21 protein-coding genes are annotated in these 26369 nt (G+C 66.1%); 10 read left to right on the forward strand and 11 right to left on the reverse strand.

Going from position 1 to position 26369, the window contains the following annotated elements:
- Positions 1-11: 11 nt before the first annotated feature.
- A complete protein-coding gene (locus tag AC56LY_RS08730) occupies positions 12-341 on the reverse strand; it encodes a hypothetical protein (protein ID WP_499578397.1) in 330 nt (109 codons plus the stop codon).
- Positions 342-640: 299 nt separating this feature from the next.
- On the opposite strand from AC56LY_RS08730, the gene AC56LY_RS08735 reads away from it, so the two are divergent.
- The 6 genes from AC56LY_RS08735 (at position 641) to AC56LY_RS08760 (ending at position 12516) form a co-directional block, all read left to right on the forward strand.
- Entirely contained in the window at positions 641-2239 is a 1599-nt protein-coding gene (locus AC56LY_RS08735) for a methyl-accepting chemotaxis protein (protein WP_499578399.1), read from the forward strand.
- Between the two features lie 47 nt (positions 2240-2286).
- On the forward strand, positions 2287-3240 hold the full coding sequence (locus AC56LY_RS08740; RefSeq protein WP_499578401.1) for a DMT family transporter: 954 nt from the start codon (positions 2287-2289) through the stop codon (positions 3238-3240).
- A 204-nt stretch (positions 3241-3444) separates the two neighbouring features.
- Positions 3445-5691, forward strand: a complete 2247-nt coding sequence (locus tag AC56LY_RS08745) for a TonB-dependent receptor (RefSeq protein ID WP_499578403.1) — start codon at positions 3445-3447, stop codon at positions 5689-5691.
- 59 nt (positions 5692-5750) lie between these two features.
- Complete coding sequence (locus AC56LY_RS08750) at positions 5751-8096, forward strand: carotenoid biosynthesis protein (RefSeq protein ID WP_499578404.1); 2346 nt, start codon at positions 5751-5753, stop codon at positions 8094-8096.
- Positions 8093-11605, forward strand: coding sequence for a hybrid sensor histidine kinase/response regulator (locus AC56LY_RS08755; RefSeq protein ID WP_499578406.1), 3513 nt, complete (start codon positions 8093-8095; stop codon positions 11603-11605). Before AC56LY_RS08750 ends, AC56LY_RS08755 begins: the two co-directional genes overlap by 4 nt.
- Entirely contained in the window at positions 11602-12516 is a 915-nt protein-coding gene (locus tag AC56LY_RS08760) for a diguanylate cyclase domain-containing protein (protein WP_499578407.1), read from the forward strand. Before AC56LY_RS08755 ends, AC56LY_RS08760 begins: the two co-directional genes overlap by 4 nt.
- Before the next feature lie 28 nt (positions 12517-12544).
- On the opposite strand, the gene AC56LY_RS08765 is transcribed toward AC56LY_RS08760, so the two are convergent.
- On the reverse strand, positions 12545-13150 hold the full coding sequence (locus AC56LY_RS08765) for a DedA family protein (RefSeq protein ID WP_499578408.1): 606 nt from the start codon (positions 13148-13150) through the stop codon (positions 12545-12547).
- A gap of 175 nt (positions 13151-13325) precedes the next feature.
- Between AC56LY_RS08765 and AC56LY_RS08770 the strand changes: the two genes are divergently transcribed.
- Positions 13326-14249: a LysR substrate-binding domain-containing protein gene (locus AC56LY_RS08770; RefSeq protein ID WP_499578409.1), complete on the forward strand. Its 924-nt coding sequence runs from the start codon at positions 13326-13328 to the stop codon at positions 14247-14249.
- A gap of 9 nt (positions 14250-14258) precedes the next feature.
- Here AC56LY_RS08770 and AC56LY_RS08775 read toward each other — a convergent pair whose 3' ends face one another.
- Positions 14259-14960 carry a pirin family protein gene (locus AC56LY_RS08775; RefSeq protein WP_499581998.1) on the reverse strand — a complete coding sequence of 234 codons (702 nt, stop codon included), beginning with the start codon at positions 14958-14960 and terminating at the stop codon, positions 14259-14261.
- Positions 14961-15201: 241 nt separating this feature from the next.
- Here AC56LY_RS08775 and AC56LY_RS08780 point away from each other — a divergent pair, with 241 nt between their 5' ends.
- Positions 15202-16095: a rhamnan synthesis F family protein gene (locus tag AC56LY_RS08780; RefSeq protein WP_499578411.1), complete on the forward strand. Its 894-nt coding sequence runs from the start codon at positions 15202-15204 to the stop codon at positions 16093-16095.
- Between the two features lie 9 nt (positions 16096-16104).
- Here the strand turns inward: AC56LY_RS08780 and AC56LY_RS08785 are convergent, their stop codons facing one another.
- The 7 genes from AC56LY_RS08785 to AC56LY_RS08815 all read right to left on the reverse strand — a co-directional run bounded on the left by AC56LY_RS08785 (position 16105) and on the right by AC56LY_RS08815 (position 23757).
- Positions 16105-18582 carry a TonB-dependent receptor plug domain-containing protein gene (locus AC56LY_RS08785; RefSeq protein WP_499578413.1) on the reverse strand — a complete coding sequence of 826 codons (2478 nt, stop codon included), beginning with the start codon at positions 18580-18582 and terminating at the stop codon, positions 16105-16107.
- Between the two features lie 67 nt (positions 18583-18649).
- Positions 18650-19159, reverse strand: a complete 510-nt coding sequence (locus AC56LY_RS08790; protein ID WP_499578415.1) for a RidA family protein — start codon at positions 19157-19159, stop codon at positions 18650-18652.
- A 38-nt stretch (positions 19160-19197) separates the two neighbouring features.
- Positions 19198-19614 carry a c-type cytochrome gene (locus AC56LY_RS08795; RefSeq protein WP_499578417.1) on the reverse strand — a complete coding sequence of 139 codons (417 nt, stop codon included), beginning with the start codon at positions 19612-19614 and terminating at the stop codon, positions 19198-19200.
- Positions 19611-21197: a flavin monoamine oxidase family protein gene (locus tag AC56LY_RS08800; protein WP_499578418.1), complete on the reverse strand. Its 1587-nt coding sequence runs from the start codon at positions 21195-21197 to the stop codon at positions 19611-19613. The genes AC56LY_RS08795 and AC56LY_RS08800 overlap by 4 nt, the downstream gene beginning before the upstream one ends.
- A gap of 355 nt (positions 21198-21552) precedes the next feature.
- Positions 21553-22284 carry a hypothetical protein gene (locus tag AC56LY_RS08805; protein WP_499578420.1) on the reverse strand — a complete coding sequence of 244 codons (732 nt, stop codon included), beginning with the start codon at positions 22282-22284 and terminating at the stop codon, positions 21553-21555.
- An 88-nt stretch (positions 22285-22372) separates the two neighbouring features.
- Positions 22373-22687, reverse strand: a complete 315-nt coding sequence (locus AC56LY_RS08810; protein WP_499578421.1) for a c-type cytochrome — start codon at positions 22685-22687, stop codon at positions 22373-22375.
- A 140-nt stretch (positions 22688-22827) separates the two neighbouring features.
- On the reverse strand, positions 22828-23757 hold the full coding sequence (locus AC56LY_RS08815) for a LysR family transcriptional regulator (protein WP_499578423.1): 930 nt from the start codon (positions 23755-23757) through the stop codon (positions 22828-22830).
- Between the two features lie 107 nt (positions 23758-23864).
- Between AC56LY_RS08815 and AC56LY_RS08820 the strand changes: the two genes are divergently transcribed.
- Both AC56LY_RS08820 and AC56LY_RS08825 read left to right on the forward strand, forming a co-directional pair.
- Positions 23865-25073 (forward strand): MFS transporter, encoded by a 1209-nt coding sequence (locus AC56LY_RS08820; protein WP_499578424.1) that lies wholly within the window; start codon positions 23865-23867, stop codon positions 25071-25073.
- 58 nt (positions 25074-25131) lie between these two features.
- Positions 25132-25665, forward strand: a complete 534-nt coding sequence (locus AC56LY_RS08825) for an ankyrin repeat domain-containing protein (protein WP_499578426.1) — start codon at positions 25132-25134, stop codon at positions 25663-25665.
- A 16-nt stretch (positions 25666-25681) separates the two neighbouring features.
- Here the strand turns inward: AC56LY_RS08825 and AC56LY_RS08830 are convergent, their stop codons facing one another.
- The gene (locus AC56LY_RS08830) at positions 25682-26320 is read right to left on the reverse strand and encodes a PEP-CTERM sorting domain-containing protein (RefSeq protein ID WP_499578428.1); all 639 of its coding nucleotides are present in this window, start codon (positions 26318-26320) and stop codon (positions 25682-25684) included.
- Positions 26321-26369: the final 49 nt, after the last annotated feature.

Consider the following 26369-nt stretch of genomic DNA (forward strand, 5'->3'; position numbering starts at 1 on the left):
CGCGTGACCACTTATTTGGTGCCGTTACCTGTGCCTGCCGCCGACTGACTGCCTTGGGTGCCATTCTCGTCGGTCTTGCCCTGGAAGCCCTCGTCGCCCTGCTCTTCGCTCGAACCGCCGGCCAGCAGATCGTCGGTACGGCCAAGCTGCTCGTTGACCGGCATCGACTCGATACCTGCCTTGCCGGCCTCCGGGCCGGTTGCCGATTCCTTGCTGCCGCTGCCGGCGACATCGCCCGTGGAACCTGCGCCCATCGTCGCCACACTGGTCGTGCCAGTGGTGAGCTGGTCCCAGTTGCGGCCCTTGACGTCCTGATCCTTGTTGTCATTATCGATTGGCATGTTGCGCTCCTGATGAGATTAAGTATCACCATCTTAGTCCTGTCACTGCGCGCCGCAATAGGCGCGTGCGCCCGTCCCGTGTAGGACTGGGAGCGCATGGCATGCATCATCCGCGTGCCATGGCAATCAGCACCACTACCGAGTTGCGGTTTTGCCTCAGTGCAACATTTAATCCGTTTCCGACGCTATACTGACAGCGAACTGCACGCCCGGCGACGCCTGTGTCTGTGCGGTTTCAGCATTGTGCTATCGGCAGTGCCGTCGTCCGGCGCTGCGCTCTCACCGTCAGGACCCTCCCCATGAAAAATCTCACCATCGGCGCCCGCCTAGCGCTGGGCTTTGCCATCGTGCTCGTGCTGCTCGCCGCATTGAGCGTGACCGCGCTCACGCGCATGGACCAGGCAGGCAGCAAGACCCACCGCCTCGTCAACACCAGCATGAAGAACCAGCGCAACATCGCCGAATGGCGCCGCAACATCGAGGTCAACACGGCCATTAACGAGACCGTGTACCACGCGGCCGACGCAAGCATCCTGGACGAGGTCGCCCCAAGGCGTGCTGCCATCACCGCACGCTCGAACGTGCTGCAGCAAGAAATCGGCGCTGCACTTGCCAACCCCGGCGTGCGCGAACAATCCAAGATCGTCCAGCAGGAGCGGGTGGCCTATATGGCAGCGCGCGACGCGCTGTTCGCGGCCAAGCGCACCGGCGACCGGGCCCAGGTTGACCAGATCTACCGCAACCGCATGGTGCCGCAAACGCGCTCGTACCTGGCAGTGGTCGGCAAGTTCGCCAACATGCAGAGCGCAGCCACCAGCATTATCGCCACCACGATTCTCGAGTCATACGCCAACACGCGGATCGTCCTGTTCACGCTGTCCGGTGCTGCGCTGCTGCTGGGTGCCGCCTGCGCCTGGCTCATCACCCGTTCGATCACGCAGCCGCTGCGCAGCGCGCTCGCCGTGGCCGAGCGCGTCGCTGGCGGCGACCTGACCAGCCGCATCGAGACCGGCGGGCGCGACGAAGTCGGCCAGCTGATGGATGCGCTGGGCCGCATGAACACGAACCTCGCGGGCATTGTCGGCCAGGTGCGCGACGGCACCGCGGCCATCGCGCAGGTCTCGGGCGAGATCGCCAGTGGCAACCAGGACTTGTCGGCCCGCACCGAGCAGCAAGCGGGTTCGCTCGAAGAAACGGCTGCCTCGATGGAAGAATTGACCTCGACCGTGCGGCAAAACACCGGGCACGCGCACCGCGCCAACAGCCTGGCGGCGGCGGCGGCCGGCGTGGCTGGCGAAGGCGGCCGAATGGTCGCCGACGTGGTTGGCACCATGGGGCGCATCGACGCGTCGTCGCAGCGCATCGTCGACATCATCGGCGTGATCGATGGCATCGCCTTCCAGACCAATATCCTGGCGCTCAATGCCGCGGTTGAGGCGGCCCGTGCCGGCGAGCAGGGGCGTGGCTTTGCCGTCGTTGCCGGCGAGGTGCGCACGCTGGCACACCGCTCGGCAGCAGCAGCCAAGGAAATCAAGGACCTGATCGATCATTCCGTGGGCCAGGTTCGCGAAGGCACACGCCAGGTCGATCTGGCCGGCACGACCATGGAGCAGATCGTCCATCGTATCGAACAGGTCACGGTGATCATGAACGAGATCACCGCCGCCAGCGAAGAGCAGACGGCCGGCATCGAGCAGGTCAACACCGCCATCGTCGAGATGGACCGCGTCACGCAGCAGAACGCTGCACTGGTCGAACAAGCGGCTGCGGCCGCCGACGCGATGCGCGAACAGGCCGGGCAGCTCGAATCCGTGGTCGCCACATTCCGCCTCGATGCGGCCGCCGCACATGGCCCGCGCCTGGCGCCGCCGGCATCCCGCATCGCCTTGGCCGCCTGAGCCGCTGCTAGAATGCCCGGCTGACACGATCACGGGAAAGAACGGTTATGGGTATCGGTGTGCTGTGCGGCCTGCTGGCCGGGGCCATGTGGGGCATCGTGTTCCTCGCGCCGGCCTATCTGGCCGCGTTTACGCCCTTGCAGCTGACTGCCGGCCGCTACCTGGCCTACGGCGCCCTCGCCCTGGTGCTTGTCGGCCCGCGCCTGCGCGCGCTGCTTGCCCGCCTGAGCCGGGCCGACCTGTGGGCGCTGGTGCGCCATGCGCTGGCTGGCAACCTGGTGTATTACGTGCTGCTGGCATACGGCGTGCAGTATGCCGGGATTGCGCCCACCTCGCTGATCGTCGGCATGGTGCCGCTGGTGGTCACGCTGCTCGGCCGCCATGACCACGGCGCCGTGCCACTGCGCCGCATGCTGGCCCCGCTGCTGCTGGTGGCGGCCGGCATTGCCTGCATCAACCTCGACACCTTTGCGCATGCTCCGGTCGACGCGTCCGCCATCGCCATCGCCGGCGGGGTGCTGTGCGCTGCGGGCGCCTTGCTGTGCTGGAGCTGGTACGCGCTCGACAATGCGCGCTACCTGAAGACCAACCCGCATTTCAGCAGCGCCGAGTGGTCGGCGCTGTATGGCCTGGCCACGGGCGTGCTGTCCCTGCTGCTCGCACCGTTCGCATTCCGGGATGCGGGCGGTGTGGCTACGGGCGAGCGCGACTGGACCGTCTTCTGGATCTGCAACGCCCTGCTGGCGCTGGGCGCGTCCGTCATCGGCAACCATTTCTGGAACGTGGCCAGCCGGCGCGTGCCGGTGACGCTCGGTGGTCAGCTGATCCTGTTCGAGACGCTCTTCGCACTACTGTATGGCTGCGTCTACCGGGGCGCTGCGCCCCGACCGCTCGAGCTGGCGGCGATCGCGTTGCTGATCGCAGGCGTGGCCTGGTCCGTGCGATTACATGGCGGCGTGGAAGATGGCGAAATGCTTACGCCACCGCGTGAGCACCATTGACAAGTTGGCCACGTACCCCAGCGTATCGTTGCGTGTAAGTACCATTTTTGTTCAATTAAGTTGGCGGGACTTTTTCCCGTAGTAATGTACTGCTAGACTCTCGGGCGTGGAATTGCGCAGCGCAATAAAGTTTTCCACCAAGAACAACATTGGACCTGCTCTGCCCAGAACGGGTACGCATCGGTCCTACCGGGAGCCGTCTACATGAAAGCAACACCAGTCCGCCTGGCGCGAACGCTGCTGGCCGCGGCCGTATCGGGCGTCGTCTGCAGCATCGCCGCTGCGCAAACCGCCCCCGTCCAGGACAGCGGCGGCGCCGTACCGGAAGTGATCGTCACCGCCCAGCGCACCGAAGCCCTGGCGTCGCGCACGCCCCTTGCCGTGAGCGTCCTGTCCGGCGAACAGCTGCGCGACCTGGGCGCCGACAGCGCTGGCAGCCTGGGCCCACGCCTGCCCAATGTCTACATGGACCAGGCGTTTTCGGGCCTGCGACTGACGATCCGCGGCATCAGCAACAGCGACACCACCGACAAGGGCGACCCGTCGGCCGCCTTCATGCTCGACGGTGTCTACATTGCCCGGCCTGCTGGCCAGAGCGGCAACTTCCTCGACATCGACCGCATCGAAGTCTTGCGCGGTCCGCAGGGCACGCTGTACGGCCGCAACACGACAGCCGGTCTGGTCAACGTGATCTCGAATGCACCAAGCGACCGCTTTGAAGGCGCACTGGGATTCGAAACCGGTACCTACCACCGGCGCAAGGTCGACGGCGTCATCAACCTGCCGGTGAACCCCCTGCTGTCATTGCGCGCTGCCGTGAGCAAATTGCAGCATGATCCTTACCTGAACAATGGCCAGGGCACGCTGCGTCGGCCCGGAATGGATCAGGACGACGTGGATGCACGCCTGAGCGCGAAGCTGCAACTGGGGCAGGACGCCACGCTGGTGCTGCGCTACAACCATGGCAAGGCCGAAGGCAATAACGACCGCTTCGTGCCGGACACGAACTTTTTCACCGGCGTGAGCAGCGGCACGCCGGTGTACCGCGACAGCACCACCGACGCACGCCTGACCAACAGCTTCCGCCCACCGAACATGACCCCGGTGCAGGGCTGGCAAGACCGCGTGGCCCAGGGCTGGTCCGCCGACCTGCGCTGGAACCTCGGCCCCGCCATGCTGTACTACCTTGGCGGGCACCGCACGCTCGACCAGGAACTGCGCCAGAACTACTATTACCGCGTGACCCCGCGCATCGCGCTTGGCGTGATCAACGACTACGACGGCCACAACACGCAGGATTCGCACGAACTGCGCCTCGCCACCAACGGCGCCGGTCCGCTCAGTGCCCAGGGTGGCCTGTACTACTTCAGCGAAACGTCCGACACGTCGTATGCGTTCCAGGGCCTGCAGCCGGTCGGCCTGCCGCCCTACTATGCGTTTCCGCTGGTGACCGAAGCGCGCAGCCGCGCCGTGTTCGGCCAGCTGACCTGGCGCGTGGCCGACGCCCTGCGCCTGACCGCCGGCGCGCGCCGCACCGACGACGACAAGGACCGCGTCGGCTCGACCGATTTCCGGCAAGGCCCCGTATTCAACGCCGCCACCGACCGGCGTCTGCTCAACGCAGCAGAGCTGGACACCGCGCGCACGACCTGGCGCTTGGGCCTTGACTACGACCTGCTGCCCACGACGCTGCTGTACGGCAGCCTGTCCACCGGCTACAAGGCGGGCGGCTTCAACGATGGTTGCATTGCCGGCACCACCGCACTGGGCATCGCGTGCCCGGCGGCGGTCGCGGTGCCGGAAAGCGCCCTGTACTACCAGCCGGAAGAATTGCGCGCCTATGAGGCCGGCGTCAAGTCGCGTCTGTGGGGCGGGCGTGTCACCGTCAACGCCGCCGCCTTCGTGTACGACTACACGAACCTGCAACTGAGCGGCACTGCCATCGTTTCGGGCGCCCCGCGCATCCTGACCGGCAATGCCGGCGTCGCCCGCTCACGAGGCCTGGAACTCGACGGCGATATCCGCGTCGGCAGCAACGGACGCCTGAGCTACAGCGCCACCGCGCTCGATGCCCACTACGTATCGTACAACCCGACCCCCACCGTCTCGTGGGCGGGCCGCAAGCTCGATCGCGCACCGAGCCATGTTGTCACGCTCGGCTACGAACACCGCTTCGGCATGTTCGGCGGCCAGTTGCATGCGGGTGTGTTCTCGCGCCGCAGCGCCGACTATGTGATCACGATCCCGAGCCAGCTGCTCGAATACCGGATTCCGGCCCACACGACGACCGACGCCACGCTGCGCTACGCCCCGGTCGGCAGCGCCTGGAGCCTGCTGGCGCGCGTGCGCAATCTCGAAAACGCGGTGCGCCCGTCACTCATCGACAGCTTCGGCATGGCCACGCCGACGGCGCCGCGCACGGCCGACCTGCGCCTCGATCTGCGCTTTTGATCAGTGACAGGGTCGGGCCCCGGCCCGCCCCCCGATCTACTTACGCCACAAGGACACACATGGACCGCATTGCGCACGACCTGCTTTCTCCCTCGCTGCGCGCCGACCCGGCCGCCGACGACACCGTCGCGCGGATGCTGGCCGGCGCCGACGGTCCGGCCGAACTGTCAGAGCGCATCGCGGCAATCAACCGTGAGCTGGCGCGCTGGCAGACCAATGGCGGCCTAGCGTGCTGGCAGCCCGGGCCCGATCTCGATCCCCGCGCCGCCGACGCGCTGCTTGATTACCTGGCAGCGTGCCAGCACCTGCCGGCGTGGGCCGACCCGGCCGCCATTGCGCGCGCAGAAACCCTGTTCATGGACATGAGCATGCTCTCGTGCACGCTGCTGTTCTGCGCCAGCCTGCCCGAATGCTATGTGCTGCCCGACCTGTCGGCAGTGCTGCATGCAGCCGGCCAGCTCGAGGCGCATACCGATTACCGGGTACGCTCAACGGCGGCGATGATCTTTCCGGTCATGCTGGCCGGCGGCCTGACGACGCCCGAAGGCGGCGGCGTGGCACAGGCGCTCAAGGTGCGCCTGATCCACGCCACCATCCGTTACCTGATCCTGCGCGGCGCGCCGCGCAATGCGATGGGCGGTGCGCCCGTGCCGCCACTGGCGCCTGCCGGCGGCGGCATGTATCACACGCTGTATGCGCACGGCTGGGACACCTCCGTCAACGGCCTGCCGTGCAACCAGGAAGAACTGGCCTATACGCTCCTCACGTTCAGCTACGTGTTCGTGCGCGGCCTGCGCACGCTGCGCCTGGGCCTGGCGCCGCAGGATGAAGAAGCGTACCTGCACACCTGGAACGTGCTGGGTCACGTGCTGGGCATCGAGCGAAGCCTGATGGCGGAGACGATGGCGCAGGCGCAGCAGGACTTCGACGCCATGCAGGCGCGCGGGCGTCTGCTCGTGCGCGTGCCCGATCCGCGTCCGCTGCTGGCGGCCGACCTGATGAAGGCGATGGAAAACGAGATTCCGATCCGGCTCCTGAAACCCATACCGACGCTGCTCACGCGCCTGTTGTGCAAGGGTGACGCCACGCGCGACCTCGGCCTGGATGCGCGCGTGCCGCTGCTGGCGCGGGCGGTATTCGCGCTTGGCCTCGTGGCCGTGCGCTGCGTCGACGCCGTGGCTCGCGTATTCCTGCCGGGCTTTTCGATCAGCCGCATGCTCACGCGCGCGCTGGGGCAGCGCCTGGTGACGCACTTCCTGCTCGACCAGACGCGCCCGCTACGCCTGCCCGATGCGCTGCTCAACGAGGTGAACGACGCCACTGCCACCTGGCGCACCGATCCGACCGCGCCGCGCTGGTTGCGCCGGGTGGAAGCGCGCCTGGCCGGACGCGCCCCGGCGCCGCGATTTGTCTGGGCGGCAATGTCCGCAGTACGTCGACAGTGCAAATTAGTTACATCGAAGAATCACAAAACTGTTGCTTGTAGAAATGACCTGTTAGACTGTCAATACTACAACTTCTGCCTGCCGAATTCATGGGCGCAGCCCGCCGTTCTCATCAAAAAGTTTGCGCTTCTCCCAATGAATTCGACCATGATGCCTTCGCCAATCGCCCTGTCCCGCCTCGCTGCAGGTCTGGGCGCCGCAGCCCTGCTGGCGCTGTTGCTGCGCGGCTGGAACGCCGAGACACACTTGCTGGTGATCAGTTCAGTGCTGATGTTCATGGCCTGCCTTGCCAGCGCGGCGCGCGTGCTCGGCTTACGCTCTGCAATGCAACTGGTGCTGATCGCGCTGCCGGTGGGCTGGTTTGCCGAAGAAATGGGAGCGAGCTATGGCTGGTTCTTCGGCAGCTACGACTACACGCCGGTCCTCGGCCCGCAACTGGGCAGCGTGCCGGTGGTCATTCCGCTGATGTGGTTTGCCCTGTCCTGGACCGGCTACGTGATGGCCAACCTGATCGTCTGGCAGGTCCCCGCTGACGGCGCCACGTCGGTGCCCCGCAGCATCGTCATGGCGTTTCTCGCCGCGCTGATCGTGACGGCGTACGACCTGGGCGTGGACCCGTACATGGTCTACAAGCTCAAGGCCTGGATCATGGTGGAGCGCAACGGCGGGTGGTTCGGCGAAACCTTGCAGGGCTTTGTTGGCTGGATGCTGGTGGCGTTCACCATCGTTCTGGTGTTTCGCCTGATCGTGCGCCGGTCCGCGCCGTCGTCAGTGCCCCCTGCGCGCATGCGCGACGTGCTGGTCCCGCTGGGCCTGTACGGCGCCCTGATGCTGTTCGAAGTCACCCAGGGCGTGCCGGTCGAAACCCGCACCATTGCCCTGTTCGTGATGGGCACGCCGCTGTTCTGCGCCGCCTGCGGGCTGTATCGCTGGCAACTTGCGACGAGGGTCGCCGCATGAGTACCGATACAACGAGCGAGACCAAAGGCGGCCTGCGTGCACGCATGGCGACGTTTGCGTGCCTGATGGCGCTACTCATACTGGGCATGCTGGGCGCGGCGCCGGCCATGGCGCAGACCTTGCAGCTCACGCGCGACGCCGAGATCGTCGATGCCTGGCCGGCCGTGACGACCCTGGCCGATCCGGCGAGCGCGCTCGATGCCCCTGACGCACTGGCCGCCGGTGCACGCTTTGCGCGGCCGGCGAGCGCCGACGCGAGCCTGGGCATGCTGGCCGGGACGACCTGGGTCAGGATCCCGATCGCGGTCGCGCCCGATGCCACCAATGGCTGGGTGATGCAGATCGATTTTGCGCTGCTCGACGAAATCGACGTGTGGGTGCGGTTCCCGGATGGCTTGCGCAACATCGGCAGCATCGGGCGCATGCAGCCGCAATCGGGCGACGCGCTCAAGGGCCGCGTGCCCGGCGTGGTGCTGCGCCTGACCCCGGGCACCAGCTACACCGTGCTGCTGCGCGTGAAGACGGTCGGACCGAAAATCCTGCCGATCAGCTTCATGCAGCCCGATGCCGTGCTGCCGGCGGAACTCGGCGAACAACTGATGCAGGGCCTACTGCTGGGCCTGCGTTGTACGCTGATCCTGTACGCGCTGGGCCAGTGGTATGCACTGCGCGAACCGCTGTTCGGCAAGTACGCGCTGCAGGCCACCGGCGTCACGCTGTACTCGGCCGCCTGGTTCGGCACAGCCGGCCAGTATCTGTGGCCCGGCAACGCCTGGCTGCTCGAACACGGCACCGGCCTGGCATCGGTCATGGCCTCGTGCGGCGCCTACCTGTTCGTCGAGCAGTCGCTCGCGCGGCCCGGCCAGGACCGCATCTTCAGCCGCATGATGAAGACGCTGGCCGCGCTGTGCCTGGTCACTGCGATCGGGTTCGCCACCGGCATCATCAGCCACCGATACCTGGTCCTGATCGTCGGCACGCTCGGCATCATGCCGATGCTGCTCGGCCTGCCCGGTGCCTACCGGCGCGCCCGCGCCGGCGACGCAGTGGGGATCTATTTCCTGGTCGGCTGGGCCGTGGCATTCACGGCCGCGTTCATCACCGCGCAGCTCATCAACGGCAAGCTCCCGGCGAACTTCTGGACCATGCACGCGCTGGTCTTCGGCAGCACGTTCGACATGCTCGTGTTCATGCGCATTCTTGGGCTGCGCACCGAGGCCATGCAACAGGCGATGCTGCGCGCCGAAGCCAGCACGCGGATGAAGTCCGAGTTTCTGGCGAATATGAGCCATGAGATCCGCACGCCGATGAACGCCATCATCGGCATGAGCCGACTGGCCATGATGAGCGAGCCGGCGCCGATGCTGCGCAATTACCTGGGCAAGATCCTCGGCGCCAGCGAACACCTGATGGGGATCATCAACGACATCCTCGACTTTTCGCGCATCGAAGCGGGCAAGCTGCAGCTGGAAGCGGTGCCGTTCGACCTCGATGACATGCTGGAACACCTGTCGAGCCTGACCGGCGTGAAGACCGACGCCAAGGGCATCGAACTGATCTTCCGGGTCGGCCCCGGCGTGCCGCAACGCCTCGTGGGCGATCCGCTGCGCCTCGGTCAGGTCCTGATCAACCTCACCGGCAACGCCGTCAAATTCACCGAGCGGGGTGAAATCGTCGTGGCCGTCGAAGCCCGGCACGTCGACGACAGCAAGGTCGTGCTGGCGTTCACGGTCAGCGACACCGGCATCGGCATGACGCCCGAGCAGCTGGCGCGCCTGTTCGTCTCGTTCAGCCAGGCCGACAGCTCGACCACCCGCAAGTACGGCGGCACGGGCCTGGGGCTGTCGATCTCGCGCCAGCTCGTCGAACTGATGGGGGGCGACATCGTGGCACGCAGCACGCCGAACGTCGGCAGCAGCTTCACCTTCACTGTGCAACTGGGGATCGGCGAAGGCTATGCCGCCGCCAGCGCGGTGCGCAAGGCGCTGCTGCTGGACGTGCGCGCGCTGGTGGTCGATGACAGCGCCACCGCGCGCGGCGCGCTGGCCGAAATGCTGGGCGGCCTGGGCGTACAGGCCGACACGGCCGCCTCGGGCGAAGAATGCCTGGCGTTGCTGGAACGCGCCGCGCGCAATGCCACGCCGTACCAGATCGTGCTGCTGGATTACCTGATGCCGGGCCTGGATGGCATGCAGACCATCCACCGGATCCGCCAGCATGCCGACGAACAGGGCGAAACGACGCCGCCGCCGGCGATTTTGATGATCTCGGCCTGCACGCGCGAAACCGTCATGCACGAGCAAGGCCGGGGCGACCTGCCGATCGACGCCTTCCTGCACAAGCCGGTCGGCCCGGCGCTGCTGTACCATAGCCTGCTGCAGGTGCTGCACCCACAACTGGGCGCCGTCGACACGGTCGACAGCTACCTGCCGGCGCTGGCCGACCTGCCGCGCCTGGATGGCGCGCGCATCCTGCTGGCCGAAGACAACGACAACAACCGCGAAGTCGCGCTCGACTTCATGGCCGCGGCGCGCATGCAGGTCGACGTCGCCTTCAATGGCGTCGAAGCGGTGCGCATGGCGCAGGCCGGCGACTACGACCTGATTTTGATGGACATCCAGATGCCCGAGATGGACGGCCTGGCGGCGACGCGCACGATCCGGCTCGACCCGCGCCTGCGCGAGCTGCCGGTCGTGGCCATGACGGCGCACGCGCTGGCCAGCGACCGCGCCCTGAGCCGCCTGGCCGGCATGAACGACCACGTCACCAAGCCGATCGACCCCGACCTGCTGTTCTGCACGCTGCTGAAATGGATCGACCCGGTACGCCTGGCCGGGCGACCGTTGCCGCAGGCCGTGCGGCCTGCGGTGGCCGCGGGCATGCGTCCGGCTGGCGGCCCGCTGCCGGCAGTGCCGGGCATCGACTGGCGCATGGCACTGGAGAATGTCGACGGCCAGCGCAGCCGCCTGGAAAAGCGCGCCGGCAGTTTCATCCGCGAATATGCCAGCGCCCCGCAGATCCTGCGCGAAGCGCTGCAGCTAGGCGACCATGCGCGCCTGCAGTCGCTGGCGCACAACCTGAAGTCGAGCGCAGCCTATGTGGGCGCCTTTGAGCTCAGCAGCGCCGCAGCACGCCTGGAGCAGGATCTGCGCGCCGGCCAGTTCGAGCGCGTCGGCGTCCAGGTGCCCGCCCTCGTGAGCGCAGCCGACACGGTGCTGTCCGGCCTGGCGCAGATGGCGGCGCTGGCGTTGCCGAAAGCGGGCGATCCGGAAGCGCTGTCGATGGTCATCGCGCGCCTGGACGGCTACCTGCGCAGCGACGATGCGCGCGCCGAGGACGCCCTGGCCCAGCTCGAGTCGCTGCTGGGTGCAGGCAGATACAGCGATCCGCTCGCCGAATCACTGGACGCCGTGCAGCGCGCGGTCGCCGAGATCGAGTACGCTGCCGCGCTGGGGCCGCTGGCAGCCCTGAGCGCGCAACTCGATCTCAGTCTGGAAGGTAGTCCATGAATATCGATCAGTCGCAGAAAGTGCTGGTGGCCGATGACGACGCCATCAACCGCGAGGTGCTGGGTGAACTGCTCAAGCCCGATTACACGGTCCTGCTGGCCCGCAACGGCGTCCAGACGCTGGAGCGCGCCGCGCGCCACCTGCCCGACCTGATCCTGCTCGACGTGATGATGCCGGACATGGATGGCTACGAAGTGCTGCGCCGCCTGCGCAGCGAACCGCAGACAGCGCATATCGCGATCATCTTCATCTCGGGCCTGGACCGGCCCGAAGACGAGGCCAATGGCCTGAAAATGGGCGCATCGGACTACATCGTCAAGCCATTCAACCAGACGGTCGTGATGGCGCGCGTGGCGCTGCACCTGCAGGTCGTACGCCAGCGCCGGATGCTCGAACGCCTCGCGAATATCGACGGCCTGACCGAGCTGGCCAACCGCCGCCGCTTCGATGAAGTGTATGACCAGGAATGGCAGCGCGCCCGCCAGAGCAGGCAACCGCTGTCACTGGCGCTGCTCGATATCGACGCCTTCAAGCAGTTCAACGACCGCTACGGACATCCGGCAGGCGACCGCGCTCTGCGGGCGGTGGCGCGCGCCGCCGGCGCGGCGATGCACCGGCCCGGTGAACTGGCAGCCCGTTATGGCGGCGAAGAATTGCTGCTCTTGATGCCCGACACCGATGCACAATCGGGCCACGCGATGGCCGAAGCGCTGCGCGCCGCGATTGCCGGACTGGCAATTGCGCACGAAGCGTCGAATGTCGCGCCGGTTCTGACCGTCAGCGTCGGCGGCGCCACGTTCGATCCGGCGGGCACCGAACAACAGTTCGAGCTGTTCGAAGCGGCTGACGCCCAGCTGTATCGCGCCAAGCAGGCCGGTCGCGACCAGGTCTGGTGGCGCGTCGGGACCTGACGACCGGAAAATCGCAGAGGCACTCGCCTCAGGCCTTGTCACCCGATTTGAAGGTCACGACGCGGTACAGGTACCAGCCGAGCAGTCCGATCAGGACTGCCTTGGAGACCGGGTCGACATACTGCGCGACGCGCTCGTACTGGCTCTCCAGCGCGTAACCGGCACCGGTCAGGATGCCGGTCCAGATCAGCGAACCGATCGTCGAGAACAGCAAAAACTGCCCCATCGACATTTTGGCCAGGCCGGCCGGCACCGAAATCAGGGTGCGGATCGCCGGAATCAGACGCCCCAGAAGCACCACTTTCTTGCCATGCTTTTCGAACGCAGCCATCGCATGTTCGATATCGCCATGCGTCACGGTCATCCAGCGCGCGTGCTTGTCGGCGAACGCTTCCAGCCGTTCCTTGCCGTACACCCGGCCCGCGTAATACCACGGCAGCGCACCGGCCACCGACCCGGCCGTGCCGGCCACCAGCACCCCAATCACGTTCAGGTCACCGCGCGCGGCAACGAAACCGGCAAATGGCATGATCAATTCTGACGGAATCGGGGGAAAGATATTTTCCAGTGCCATCAGGGCGAAGACGCCCAGATAGCCGCTTTTCTGCATGAACTCGGTGATGAACTCGAACACGGGACGCACTCCATATGATTTGGCAGCCTCCACGATAACAACTTTCAAAAAACACATCTGTTCTGCTGCGCACGCAGGCTGTCGCCCACGGTGGCATGCGGTGTTTCGCGTTCGGGGGTTGGTGATACCGGCGCTTGTCGCTACCATGGCTGAATACCGATTCCAGGATGCCCACTTGCTCAAACTCAGCCTCGACGCCCTCCAGATCATCGACACCATTGCCCGTCGCGGTTCGTTCGCCGGCGCGGCCAAGGAACTGTTTCGCGTGCCGTCCACCATCTCGTACACCGTCGCCAAGCTGGAAGACGACCTGGGCGTGCGCCTGTTCGACCGCTTCGGGCCGAAGGTCACGCTCACGCCGGCCGGCCAGGCGCTGCTCAAGGAAGGTCGCTACCTGCTGCGCGCCGCGGGTGACCTCGAATCGCGCGTGCGGCGCGTGGCCTCGGGCTGGGAAACCGACTTCGCCATCGGCATGGATTCGGTGCTGGGCGCGGGTGGCCTGCAGCCGGACATTGAAGACTTTTACAAGGTGGCCGACCACACCCGCCTGCGCATCGTGCGCGAGTCGCTGGGTGGCACCTGGGACGCCCTGCTCGACCGGCGCGTCGACCTGCTCGTGGGCGCCGCCGGCGATGGCCCGTCGGGCGGCGGCTACACGGCCGAACCGATCGGCACGAGCAGCTTCGTGTTCGCTGTCGCGCCGCACCATCCGCTGGCCGCCATCGCCCATCCGCTCGACAAGACCGATCTGCTCCCGTACCGCGCGATCACGGTGTCGGACTCGGCGCGCGTGCTGGGTGCGCGCACCGTGGGCATCCTGTTCGGGCAAGCCACGCTGGCCGTACCCGACATGCGCACCAAGTACGAATTCCAGGTGCAGGGGCTGGGCTTCGGCTTTTTGCCCGAGGCCTGGGCCCGGCCGGCCATCGCGCGCGGTCAGCTCATCGAGAAACAGGTGGTCGAACCCAAGCCCGACGAAACCTTTTACCTGGCCTGGCGCAGCACCGAGGATGGCGCGGCCCTGACCTGGTGGATCGACCGGATGCGCACGACTTCACCGTTTGCGCGCATGGCCGTCGATCCCTGTCCGGTCGTATGAATGACAGGGTTACTGCGGCAGATCGAACACCAGCACTTCAGCCGCGTCACCCTGGCCCAGCGTCACTGCCGGTTCGCCGGTCACCTTCAGCGCGTCACCGCCACTCAGCGCCACGCCGTTGACGGTAATCTGGCCGTGAATCACGTGGACATACGCCTGGCGGCCGGCCGCCAGCGTGTGCGTCGCGCTATCGGCGCCGTTGAAGATGCCGGCATGGATCGACGCATCCTGACGGATCGACACCGAGCCATCGCGGCCATCGTTCGAAGCCACCACGCGCAGCTTGCCGGTCTTCGAGGCCGCGTCGAAGTGCTTTTCTTCGTAGCGCGGTTCGGCGCCGATCTCGTTCGGCTCGATCCAGATCTGCAAAAAGTGCACGCCTTCGGTGGTCGAACCGTTGAATTCACTGTGCACGACGCCCGTACCGGCGCTCATGACCTGCACGTCGCCATAGCGCAGCACCGAACCGTTGCCCATGCTGTCCTTGTGTGCCAGGGCGCCTTCCAGCACGTACGAAATGATTTCCATATTGCGGTGACCATGCGAATCGAAGCCGCGGCCCGCCTCCACATGGTCATCGTTGATGACGCGCAGCGGGCCAAACCCCATGTGCTTCGGGTCGTGATAATGACCGAACGAGAACGAGTGCTGCGAGTTCAGCCAGCCAAAACTGGCGCCACCGCGTTCATTGCTTTTACGGACGTTCAACATCATGTGCTCCTTTCGTGATGGGATGATCGAGGTGCTCGAATCTGTCTGCCGTCACCGGCATCTGTCGACTGTCGCCTTGTTCTCGATACGATGGACATTATGCCTGCCGCCAGTTCAGTTGAAAAACGAGTTATCTGCGCGTCTATCGTCGATATTTTCGATGATTAAATTGTCCCGATACAGCCAGCACGATTGAATCGTGTGCGCCTGCCGCGCCGTGCTCAGGTAGCATATTTACAATATGCACAGCACCCATTCCGCAGCGTCGCACGCGCAGAGCGAGCTCATCAACGATGGCGTCACCAGAGACTGGGACTTCACGCCCTCGCCCGTCATGCGCTGGGAGCGGCGCCAGATGGCCGAGCGCTTCATGCGCGCCGTGCACCGGCGCCCGGCCTCGGGCGTCGTGATACCGGCCAGCGCGCAGCCGGCGTGGATCGTGTATTTCCTGTTTGCGCCGGACGGCGTCCTGCATCCGGCGCACCGCTTCACGCTGGCACGCCTGCGTGAAGAAGGCTTGCCCATCCTCGTGGTATGCAGTTGCGCCGATCAGCGCCGCATGCCAGCCGACCTGCCAGAGCTGTGCGATGCGCTGTTGTGGAAAGCGATGCCGGGCTACGATTTTTCGGCGTACACGCTGGCGCTGCGCCATCTCAGCCGCCGCTCGCCGGGTGCCGACGTCATCGTCATGAACGATTCGGTGTTCGGGCCGTTCACAGCGCTACGCCCGGTGCTGGAGAACAGCCGCTGGGACCTGACCGGCTTCACGGCCTCGGGCGAACTGACCAACCATGTGCAGTCATATGCCTTTTGCCTGCGCGGGGTCACCCCGGCACGCATGGCGCGCCTGGCCACCGTGTTCTTTCCGTTCGGCGCCCTGAGCGCGCCGCAGGACGTGATCGCGCTGCAGGAAACACGCCTGGCACGCGTGGCTGCCCGTTCGATGACAGTCGGCGCGCTCTGGTACAGCGATGCGACCAGCGTCCACAATCCCACCCTGGTCAAGCCGATGGAACTGCTCGATGCCGGCTTTCCGTTTCTCAAGCGGGCATTGCTGACCAAGAGCAGCAACTATATCGAACGTGACGTCGTGCTCGAGCGGCTGGCGCGCCACGGCCACCCGCTCGACGTCTGAGATCCGCGATCAGAACTTCACGGCTGCGCGCGCATAGTAGTAACCACCATTGATCCCGTACGGCGAAAAGCCCGGGTAGATGGTCACTGCACCGTTGTCCAGATTGCCGCGCTGCTCGGCCAGGGTCAGTGGATTGACCTTGTCCGGGTACTCGTTGAACAGGTTGTCCGCGCCCAGCGACACGCTCCATGCCTTGCTGATCTGGTAGCTCACTTCCAGGTCGGTCAACAGGCTCGCCTTGATCCGGTTTTCGCGATACACCGCGCCGTCGGTCGAGAACTGTTCGGACGACTTGCCGAAGTAGTTCTCGCGCAGGTTCACGGTCCAGTCGCCAGAACGCCACAAGCCACCCAGATTCACGCGCACCTTGGGCGACGCGGTCTCCAGATGCGAGATCGCGGTCGCGTCGAGCAGCGTCTGCGCGCCCAGTTGCGTCGGCGCCTGGTTGATCTTGATGACCTCGACCTTGTTGTAGTTGGCCGCCGCCGACCAGTCCACGCGTCCGTACGCGCCGTAGTTGCTGCTCAGGGTGGCCACCACTTCGGCGCCGCGGCTACGCGTATTGACCGCATTGGTGAAGATATTGATGCCGGTTTGTACGACGGTCGGGTCGAGCACATTGCCGTTGGCCAGGATCGCGGCCGTGACGGCCGGCGAGTTGATGGCGCCGCCCGAACCGTACAGCGACCCGCTGCCGACGATGCGGTCGCGGATCGTGATCTGGTAGGCGTCGAGCGTGACGGCCACGCCGCTGGCAGGATTAAGCACCAGACCCGCGCTGATATTGGTCGACGCTTCCGGCTTCAGGCCATCGATGCCCACCAGGCGCGCGCCCGGCGAATTCGGGGCCAGTTGCACGAAGGCGCTGCGCGGCGACACGTTCGTGGCCGAGTAGAACGATTCGGCCAGCGTCGGCGCGCGAAAGCCATTGCTGTACGTGGCCCGCACGGCCACGTCCGGCGTGAAGTCGTAGCGGCTCGTGAGCTTGCCGACCTTGGCGTTGCCGAAGTCGCTGAAATCCTCGAAACGGCCGGCGATGTCGACCGTCCAGCCGGCCACGGGCTGCACGGCGATATTCGCATAAACCGCCTTGTTGTTGCGGCTGTGTTTTCCGGCGTCGGTCAGCGAGAAACCCGGGAACGACTGCGCACCTTCCTTGTAGCGCGATGCGGCGTCGCCCGCGACGATCGCGTAGGTATCGCGGCGGTGCTCGAGGCCCAGCGCCAGCGTCAGCGGCGTGGCCATGCCGGCATCGAATTCGCGGCGCAGGTCGAGGTTGTTGGTCCACTGGCTGGCCTGGAATTCACCGGCCTTAAACGAAAGCGGCGTCGCGCCCGTGTCGGTAAACAACGAGATATTTGCCGAATTGGCCACACCCAGCTTGGCCACGTCCTTGCCGTAGGTGCTCGACAGATCCCAGTTCCAGTTGCCAAACACCTTGCCCTTGATGCCGACCGTGAACGCATAGTCTTCTTCGTCGAACGTCTCCTGCGGGCTGAAACCCAGCGGATAGATGGTGGGCAGTCGGTTGGGCATGCGGTAGTTCTCGAAGGCGCGCGCTTCCTTCTTGCCGTAAGTCGCAAAGCTGTAGAGCTCGGTATCGCCGCCCAGGTCGACGCCGAAATTGGCGGCAAAGATGTGCTGGCGGTACTGGGCGTCGCCCTGGATCTTGTTCAGGTACGGGTAGCCCGGCGCATTCACGAGCGATGGCATCGCGGCCATTGTGGCCGGATCGACGACGCGCGGATCGATCCCTCCGCGCTGCGAGAAGCCGTGGTACTTCGTCTCTGCCGTCAGCGACAGATAGGCATCGGTGAACGGGGTCAGGCCGAGATTGGCCATGCCGTCGCCCGTGTGCCCGCCGCCGTCCATGTAGGCGCCGCCATTCACGTTCGCGCTGCCGCCACGATAATTGGACTTGAGGATGATGTTGATGACGCCGGCAATGGCGTCGGTGCCATACTGCGCGGCCGCGCCATCCTGCAGCACTTCGACGCGCTCGATGGCGGCCACCGGAATGAAGTTCAGGTCGGCTGCGGCGCCGCCCTGGAACGCACCTGCCAGCACGGCCAGGTTGGCGGTGCCGTGGCGGCGCTTGCCGTTGACCAGCACCAGCGTGTTGTTCGGGGACAGCCCGCGCAGTCGCGCCGACAGTGTCATGGCCGCCATGTCGCTGCCGAAGGCCTGGGCATTGAGCGACGGCAGGTTCTGGGCCAGCGCCTGGATCAGGTCGGGCTGGCCGGTGCGGGCCAGCGACGACGCGTCGAGCACCTGGATCGGCGAGGCGCTGTCGGCGACCGTCAGGCCAGCGGCGCGCGTGCCCGTGACGATCACGACGCCGGTACTGGCGACGACGGGCGCATCGGGTGCGATGGCGGCAGCCGGCGTGTCGACAGCCGGCTCAGGCGCCTTGTCGGCGGCGTGGGCAGCCACGCCCCACGACAGCAGAGCAGCCGCGACACTGGTATGAATGATGGTCTTGTACATGATGGATCCCTGGTTGGCGTACTGCGTTATTGGTATGGTTGGCGTGGCCGGGCAAGCGCCGCGCCACTTACTTCTTTGCTGCCACGACTTCGATTTCGACGAGCCAGCCGGGGTTGCTCAGGCCCGCGACCTGCATCACCGCGCGGGCCGGCAGGTTGGGCTGCGCGCCGCCAAAGAACTGGGTGTAGCCGGCCATGAAGCCGGTGACGTCGGCGCGCCCCCCGTTCGCCGGATCGCCGACCAGGAACACCTGCATCTTGACGACGTCGCCCATACCAAGCCCCATGCCGGCGAGGATCTCCCTGATCTTCTGGAGCACGCCGACCGTCTGAGTTTTGGTGTCGCCAAAGGCTGCGATGGTGTCGGGGCCGGCCGCCTTGTCGACGACCGGCGGCACCTGGCCGCTGATGAAGTGAATCGTGGCGCCGGGCGGCACCGACACCGCCAGCGCGATGGGAAAATCCGAGTTCGGGATCTTGTGGCGCACGATATCCGTGGCTGCAGCGCTGGCGATGGCAGGGGCCAGCAGCAGCGCGGCGGCCAGACAGGAGGTAGAACGGAAAGCAGCGAGTGTCATCGGATCGTCTTTCATGGGCGTGGAAAAAGAAAACAGCATCAGTGCTTGTTGCCGAAGCGGTTGTCGCCCGCCGGCGCGACCTGCAGCGCCGTGCGGCGCGTTGCGATGTCGGCGCCCGCGATCGGTGGCGCATGGTTGCCCCAGCTGCTGCGCGCGTAGGTCAGCACGGCGGCGATATCGGCGTCGTCCAGGCTGGCGCTGAAATCGGGCATGCCACCGCGGCCCTTGAGCAGCACGTCCGCCACCTCGTCGGGTGCGCCGGTAACGACCGCGCTGGCGACGAGCGCCGGAAACGCGCCGGGAATGCCGCGCCCACTGGCCTGGTGGCAGGCCGCGCAATTCCTCGCGAACAGCGTCTTGCCGTCTGCCGGCGCGGCGGGTTGGGCTTGGGCCTGGGCCTGGGCAGCGTCAGCCAATGACCAGGCAAGCAGGAGTGCAAAAGTCGCGACCTTCATGCGCTGGCCCTCCGGTGCAGCGTCTCCACCTGCTGCCACGCCGATTCGATGGCGCCGGCTTGCCAACCCGTCAGGTAGCTCAGGTGTTCGCCGGCCAGCAGCACCCGGCGCTCGCCCTCCAGCAAGACCGGATACGCGCTCTTGCGTGCGGCATCGGTCCATTCGGCCCAGCCGCCCAGGCTGTACTGCACGCGGTGCCAGGCAACCGAGAAGCTGCTTTCATAGTTCGCCCGGTAGGATGGGAAGATTTTTTCACCCGCGGCAAGCGCGAACTCGGTCCGCTCGGCGGGCGTCTTCCCGCTCACTTCAATGGCGTCCAGCGCGTAGTGGTAATAACCCAGTACGACGCCCTTTTTCTGCTGCCAGCCGCCGGACGGCAGCGATATGGTGTTGATCCCTTTCAGGTCGGTCAGCACGTGGCCGCCGTAGATGTGGTCGTCTTCTTCCCAGAAGCGGCGTCCCATCTGCAGGCCGATCTTGCCGACCGGCGCGTAGGGGACAGCCTTGATCGCAGCCTTGAACCCGTCGGAGAAATCGGTGTCGATCATGCGCAGCACCGACAGCGGCACCGTGCACAGGCAATAGTCGGCCGTGACGCGCGAGAGCGCGCCGCTGGCCGTGTCGCGCACGTCGATCGTGACCTTGTCGTCGACTTGGCGGATGCGCTGGACTTCGGCGTGATAGCGGATCGCGCCGCCCAGCCGCCGCGCAAATGCGCGCGGGATCGCGTCCATCCCGCCGACCGGCTGGAACATCGTGGCGTGCATCGGGAATTCCTGCACCGCGCTGTAGACCTTGCCGACCCGGGCGGCCAGCAGATCGTGAAACGCCAGCGGATCGGACGGTGTGCCGGCGCCCGGCACCAGGCCCGCGCCGGGGTTGGTGGCAAAGCCACGGCCGCTGCGGCCCTTGTAGGCCAGGTCGCCGGCGTCGAGCGCCCCTTCGTGCTTGAGGTAATCGAGCAGCAGGCGCTGGTCGTCGCCTGTCAGTTGCGTGTCGAGCTGGTGGCCCGTGACCGACTTGGCCAGCAGCTCGGCGACGTGCCCGCGCATGTCGGCCTTGATCTGGGCACCGCGCAGGCGCTGCTGCGATAGCGGCCCGCCATCCTCGAGGTACACCCAGGCGTGGTCATTCTCGTTGACCATCACTTCGAGCGGCACCTTGAACTGACGCGCGTAGTACAGCGTGGACTGGTGATCCAGCGGGATGCGCCACGGGCCGTGGTTGATGTATTGGCCGGCGTCGAAGCGGCACTGCTGGGCCTCGCCGCCCAGTTCGTGCAGCGAGAAGCCCTTGCGCGCTGTCTGGCAGCGCCCGCCCGCGTAGGGCCGCGCCTCGAGCACCTGGACTTCGTAGCCCAGCTTCCCCAGTTCATAGGCGGCTGTCAGGCCGGCCAGACCGGCGCCCAGCACGACGACTTTCTTGCCCTTGCCGCTGCCCGTGAGCAGCGGCGGAGTCGTGGTGCGGGAAGCGATCCCCATGCCCCAGGCGTTCATCGAACCCATCACCAGCGCCGAACCGCCAACGGCGGCAGCGCGGTACAAAAACTCACGTCGGGTCAACGACGGTGTCGAACGTGTCATTTCTACCTCCACTTGGTATCACTGGAAAGACCTTGCAACTAGTGGCTTATCAGCAATACCTGTGCCAAGCGGATTACGACACCGTCAATACGATATTATTAAAATAAAGTGTTTCTGCAATTTTTCCGAATGTAAGTTCGACGTAAGCCCTACAACTCGAACAGAATTCTGAATGGCCTGCGCTTCATTCGTATTGACAAACGTGACACGCTGGCGCCGATGCGCAGAGCATTTTGTGCGCAGACTTTATTCGTCGGGCGCCGACAAGATTCGCGCTCAGGCGGCACGGCGAGGCCGCGCACACGCCCGGAGCATGCCAAATCGACACTGCACTGTTGTGGCGTAAATACGCACTTCAATGGGTGTGATCAACGCCGTCGCGCGCGAGCCAGTAGTTGAACTGGCCATAGCTGGGAATGACGCCGGGCGCACTATCGGCGAAGTGATCGCGCAGCATCTGGCGATACGCCGCCGGCCGCGAGAAGCGTGAATGGGTGGCGGCAAACTGCGCGGCAGCGGCCACAAACAACGCCCGCAGCGCGGCATCGGTATTGGTCCCGGCACTGGCGCCGCTTGTTGCGGCATTGCGCGGGCGGCCGCGCTTGACGCCGGCGCTGGCCGTGCGCGTCTTGCCGCGTGCACCGGAATTGGCGTAATCGGGCACGAGCGCGTCGATCGTCTGGCCCCGCTCCCAGTAGCGGCGCAGGTAGCGCATGAGCGTGGCAACGGACATCGCATGGGTGCGGCTGTAGGCGGCAAGCATGGCCGCGCGCGGTCGCGGCAGGTACACCTGGGGCACGTCGCGGTGCAGCGCCGTTACGACATCCCACGCCTTCATTTGCAGCAGGCGATGCTTGCCCGATGGGGCGTCGGTGCGCGGCGCACGGCACGGATCGGTCAGCAGCAAGCGCGCGCGCCGCGTCGACACGTCGGCCACCAGCACCTGCAGGGGCGTGCTGCGCGGCGTGGCGCTCGCGCAGCGAAGAGCAAAGGTGTAGGCAATGGACTGCGCATCGTCGATCCAGAGAATCCGCACCACATGGCCGGGGGGATCGAGGTATTCGATGACGTCGTTATGCAAGAACATCGGCCGCTCCTGGCGTTAAATTCCTTGCTTGTATGCAAAGAACGCGCCAGGCACGGTCAGGGCGGCCCCGGTCAGGGCCGCCGGTGGCTCATTTCTGCGCCAGGATCCATTTCGCCAGGACCTTGGCGTCGGCTTCGGTGACCTGTGGATTGGCCGGCATCGGGATCGGGCCCCAGGTGCCACTGCTGCCTTTCTGGATCTTCTGGACCAGACGCGCTTCGGCGCCGGCATCCTTGGCGTACTTGGCCGCGACATCCTTGTAGGCCGGGCCGACCAGCTTGGCGCCGATGGCATGGCACGCCATGCAGGCCTTGGCCTTGGCCAGGTCGGGATTCGCGTGGGCGGCAGGGATCGCGGCGACGGCGAAGGTCGCCGCCAGGGTCAGGGTCAGGTACGTCTTCATGATGCTCCAGTGGCTGGGTTGATCGCAGGGGCCGGCACCCTGGGCGGGCACCGCCTGACATCATAGCGGGAAACCCCGCTATGATGGGCAGCGCGACGCTGCAGACCAGCATCCGACACGCCCTTCGGCGTGACCACGCGCTAATCCTGCGCCAGGCGCAGGTCGGGGTCGGCCTCGAACACCCCCGCCAGCCAGGTGGCAAACGCCTGCAGGCGCGGATTGGCGATGCGGCCCCGCGGGTACAACAGGGACACCGGCATCGGCGTCGGGCACAGGGCGGGCAGCACCACGGCCAGCGCGCCCTGCGCCACGTGCGTACGCACCTGGTAGCGCGCCAGTTGCGCCAGTCCCAGTCCCTGCAGCGCGCACAGCAGGTTGGCCTCGGCATCGTTGACGGCGAGGCCGCCATGAATGGCCACACGGACTACGTCCTCCGCTGTTTCTTCCCCTGCAAGCGTCCACTCGAACGCGCGGCCGGTGCGGCCCGAAAAATGCACGATCGCATCGTGCTGGGCCAGTTCATCGACCGTCGCAGGCACGCCCCGCCGCGCCAGATAGCCGGGCGTGGCGGCAATCACGAAGCGCATCAGGCCGATCCGGCGTGCCACCAGGCTCGAGTCAGGCAGGTCGCCCACACGCAACGCGCAGTCGATGCCTTCGGCGGTCAGGTCGACCAGGCGGTCGCCCAGGCTGATGGTCAGATCGAGCGCCGGATACGCCTGGCGAAATTCACTAATGCGCGGCAGCACGATCGCGCGGCCCAGCGCGCCCGGCAGATCGATGCGCAACCGGCCCTGCATCCGGCCGGCTTGCTCGCCCAGGAAGTCAGACTCGGCGTCGTCGATGGCGGCCAGAATGGCACTGCAGTGGGCGTAGTAGCGCTCGCCCTCGGGCGTCAGCGACAGCCGGCGCGTCGTGCGCTGCAGAAGTTGCGCTCCCAGGTAGCGTTCGAGATTCTGCAGCGTGGCTGTCAGCGACGCGCGCGGCAGGTCGAGCGACTCGGCCGCGCGCGTGAAACTGTTTGCCTCGACGATGCGCACGAACGTGTGCATCGCTTTCACCTTGTCCATGATTGTTCATATAAAGTGAATGGTATAAGGGCATTATGCCCTGATTATCTTTGCGCGCACATTGCCTACCATGGCGGCATTCCCTCACCAATCCCATGGAGTTCGCCATGAACACCCCCAGATCACCCTCCATCTCGTCCGGCATGGTCATGCTGCTGGCGGCCGCCGCCGGCATCATCGTCGCCAACCTGTATTATGCGCAGCCTCTGGTCGGCCCGATTGGCGCGGCACTGGGCTTGCCGCCCGCTGCGGCGGGTCTGATTGTCACCCTGACCCAGATCGGCTACACGCTGGGACTCTTGTTCATCGTCCCGCTCGGCGACCTGCTGGAAAACCGGCGCCTGATCGTCACCGGGCTGCTCGTGACCAGCGGCGCACTGGTGGTCGCGGCCACCGCCACTACGGCGTGGGCGTTTCTGCTGGCCGCGCTGGCCATCGGCCTGGGCGCCGTCGTGGCCCAGGTGCTGGTGCCATTTGCCGCCCACCTGGCGCCGGAGGCCACACGCGGCCAGGTCGTCGGCAAGGTCGTCAGCGGCCTGCTGCTCGGGATCATGGTGGCGCGCCCGGTCGCGAGCGTGCTCGCCGGACTGGGTGGCTGGCAAACCGTGTTCGGCATCGCCGCTGCGCTGGTCGCCCTGCTGGCCGTGCTGCTGCATATTAAGTTGCCGCTGCGCCAGCCGACGGCGACGCAACCGTACCGCCGCCTGATCGGCTCGTTATGGCCGCTGTTGACCACGACCGTGGTGCTGCGCCAGCGCGCGCTGTATCACGCCGGCCTGTTTGGCGCATTCAGCCTGTTCTGGACCGTCGCGCCGCAGGCGCTGGCCAGTCCCGCGTTTGGCCTCACGCAAAATGGCATCGCGCTGTTTGCCCTGGTCGGGATGGCCGGCGCCGTGGCCTCACCGGTCGCCGGCCGCCTGGCCGATGCCGGCCACACGCTGAAAGCCACCGCCGTCGCACTCGTGGTTGGTGCGCTGAGTTTCCTCCTGCCCCTGTTTGCCCCATCTTCCAAGCCGGTCGCGCTCGGTCTGCTGGCGGTGGCCGCCATCGCCCTGGACGCTGCGGTGGCCGCCAATCTGGTGCTGGGCCAGCGCGCGCTGTTCGCACTGGGCGCCGACATGCGCAGTCGCCTCAATGGCCTGTACTTCGCGCTGTTCTTCGCCGGCGGCGCATTGGGTTCCGCGCTGGGCGGCTGGGTGTACGCCGCCCACGGCTGGCATGCGGCGCTGCTGGTTGGCATGTTGCTGCCGGCGCTGGCGCTGCCGGTCTGGCTCCATGAAGCCACCAAGCATGGGGCCGCACGCCAGAGCGTGTAGGCCACGCGCCGGATTGAGATATGTTTTAATCAACCTTTATTTCGATCCGGAGCACGCAATGCACACGAACGACCACGAGGCAACGCCGACAAAAGCAGAGCTGGACGAGGCTGCGCTGAACATGGCGCGCAATATGTTCCAGTACGCGCGGACCGGCGACGCCGATCATCTCGCCGCCTTCCTGTCGCGCGGCCTGCCGCCGAACCTGCGCAACGAAAAAGGCGACACCCTGCTGATGCTGGCCAGCTACCACGGCCACCTGGACGCGACGCGCGTCTTGCTCGAGCACGGCGCCGATCCGCACACGATCAACGATGCGGGCCAAATGCCGTTGCACGGCGCTGCATTCAAGGGCGACTTGCCTATCACGATGCTGCTCCTCGATAACGGCGCAATGCCGGACGTGACCGGTCCGTCGGGCCGGACCGCGCTGATGTTCGCCGCGATGTTCAACCGGGTCGCCATCGCCGAACTGCTGATGGCGCGCGGCGCCGACCCGGCCGCGCGCGACGCGTCCGGCGTGACCGCCTACGATGCGGCGCTGAAGATGGGCGCCGCGGACACTGCCGCCTTGCTGGCGCCGGCCAACTGAACTGGAGGCCGGTTCGTCAGGCGTTGCTGCGCGACTGACGCCAGCGGCGGCGTGCGCACCAGGCTGCGACCAGCCCGATCCCGACGATGGCGCCCGTGGCCGGCTCCGGCACCTCGGTCACGTCCAGCGCCGCCGCTACGAGCATGCCACTGGCGCCACTGCAATCCGGGTACTGCAGACCGCAGCCGAACGGTTCATCGCTGTTGGCGGCGGTCACGCTGAACAGGGCGCCCTGGCTCGCCATCCGGAAATCCGAATTGCCATCCGAGGCAAAGATGCTGCCGCCAAGCAGGCCACCCGGCAGGAACGTCAGGTCCATGACGATCCGGTCGTAATAATTGCGCGGCGGGGTCAGGTAGCGATAGTCGATCAGATTGTGCTGGCCGCTAATGGCAGGATGGTCGAACCAGTAGCGCAACGACAGCAGGCTCGTTTGCGTATCCACGCATGGCGGGCCAAGGTCGCATTCATTGCGGATATTCAGGGATAGCGAGCCGGCGGCGACGGCTTCCTCGGAGAACGCCAGCTCCAGGTTCAGGCCAGTTGGCATCGAGCTGGATGCGCTCACTTGCTGCCAGCTGTACGTGACCGCGGCCTGCGCCGGTAGTGCCAGGGTGGCGGCAAGAAGTGCGACGATGGGGGCAATGCGCGTCATCAGTGATCTCCTCGGAAAGTTCCTACCGTACCTCTGCAAGAATCGCGCC

It is taken from the genome of Telluria sp. ZT3P25 (genome assembly GCF_059685895.1).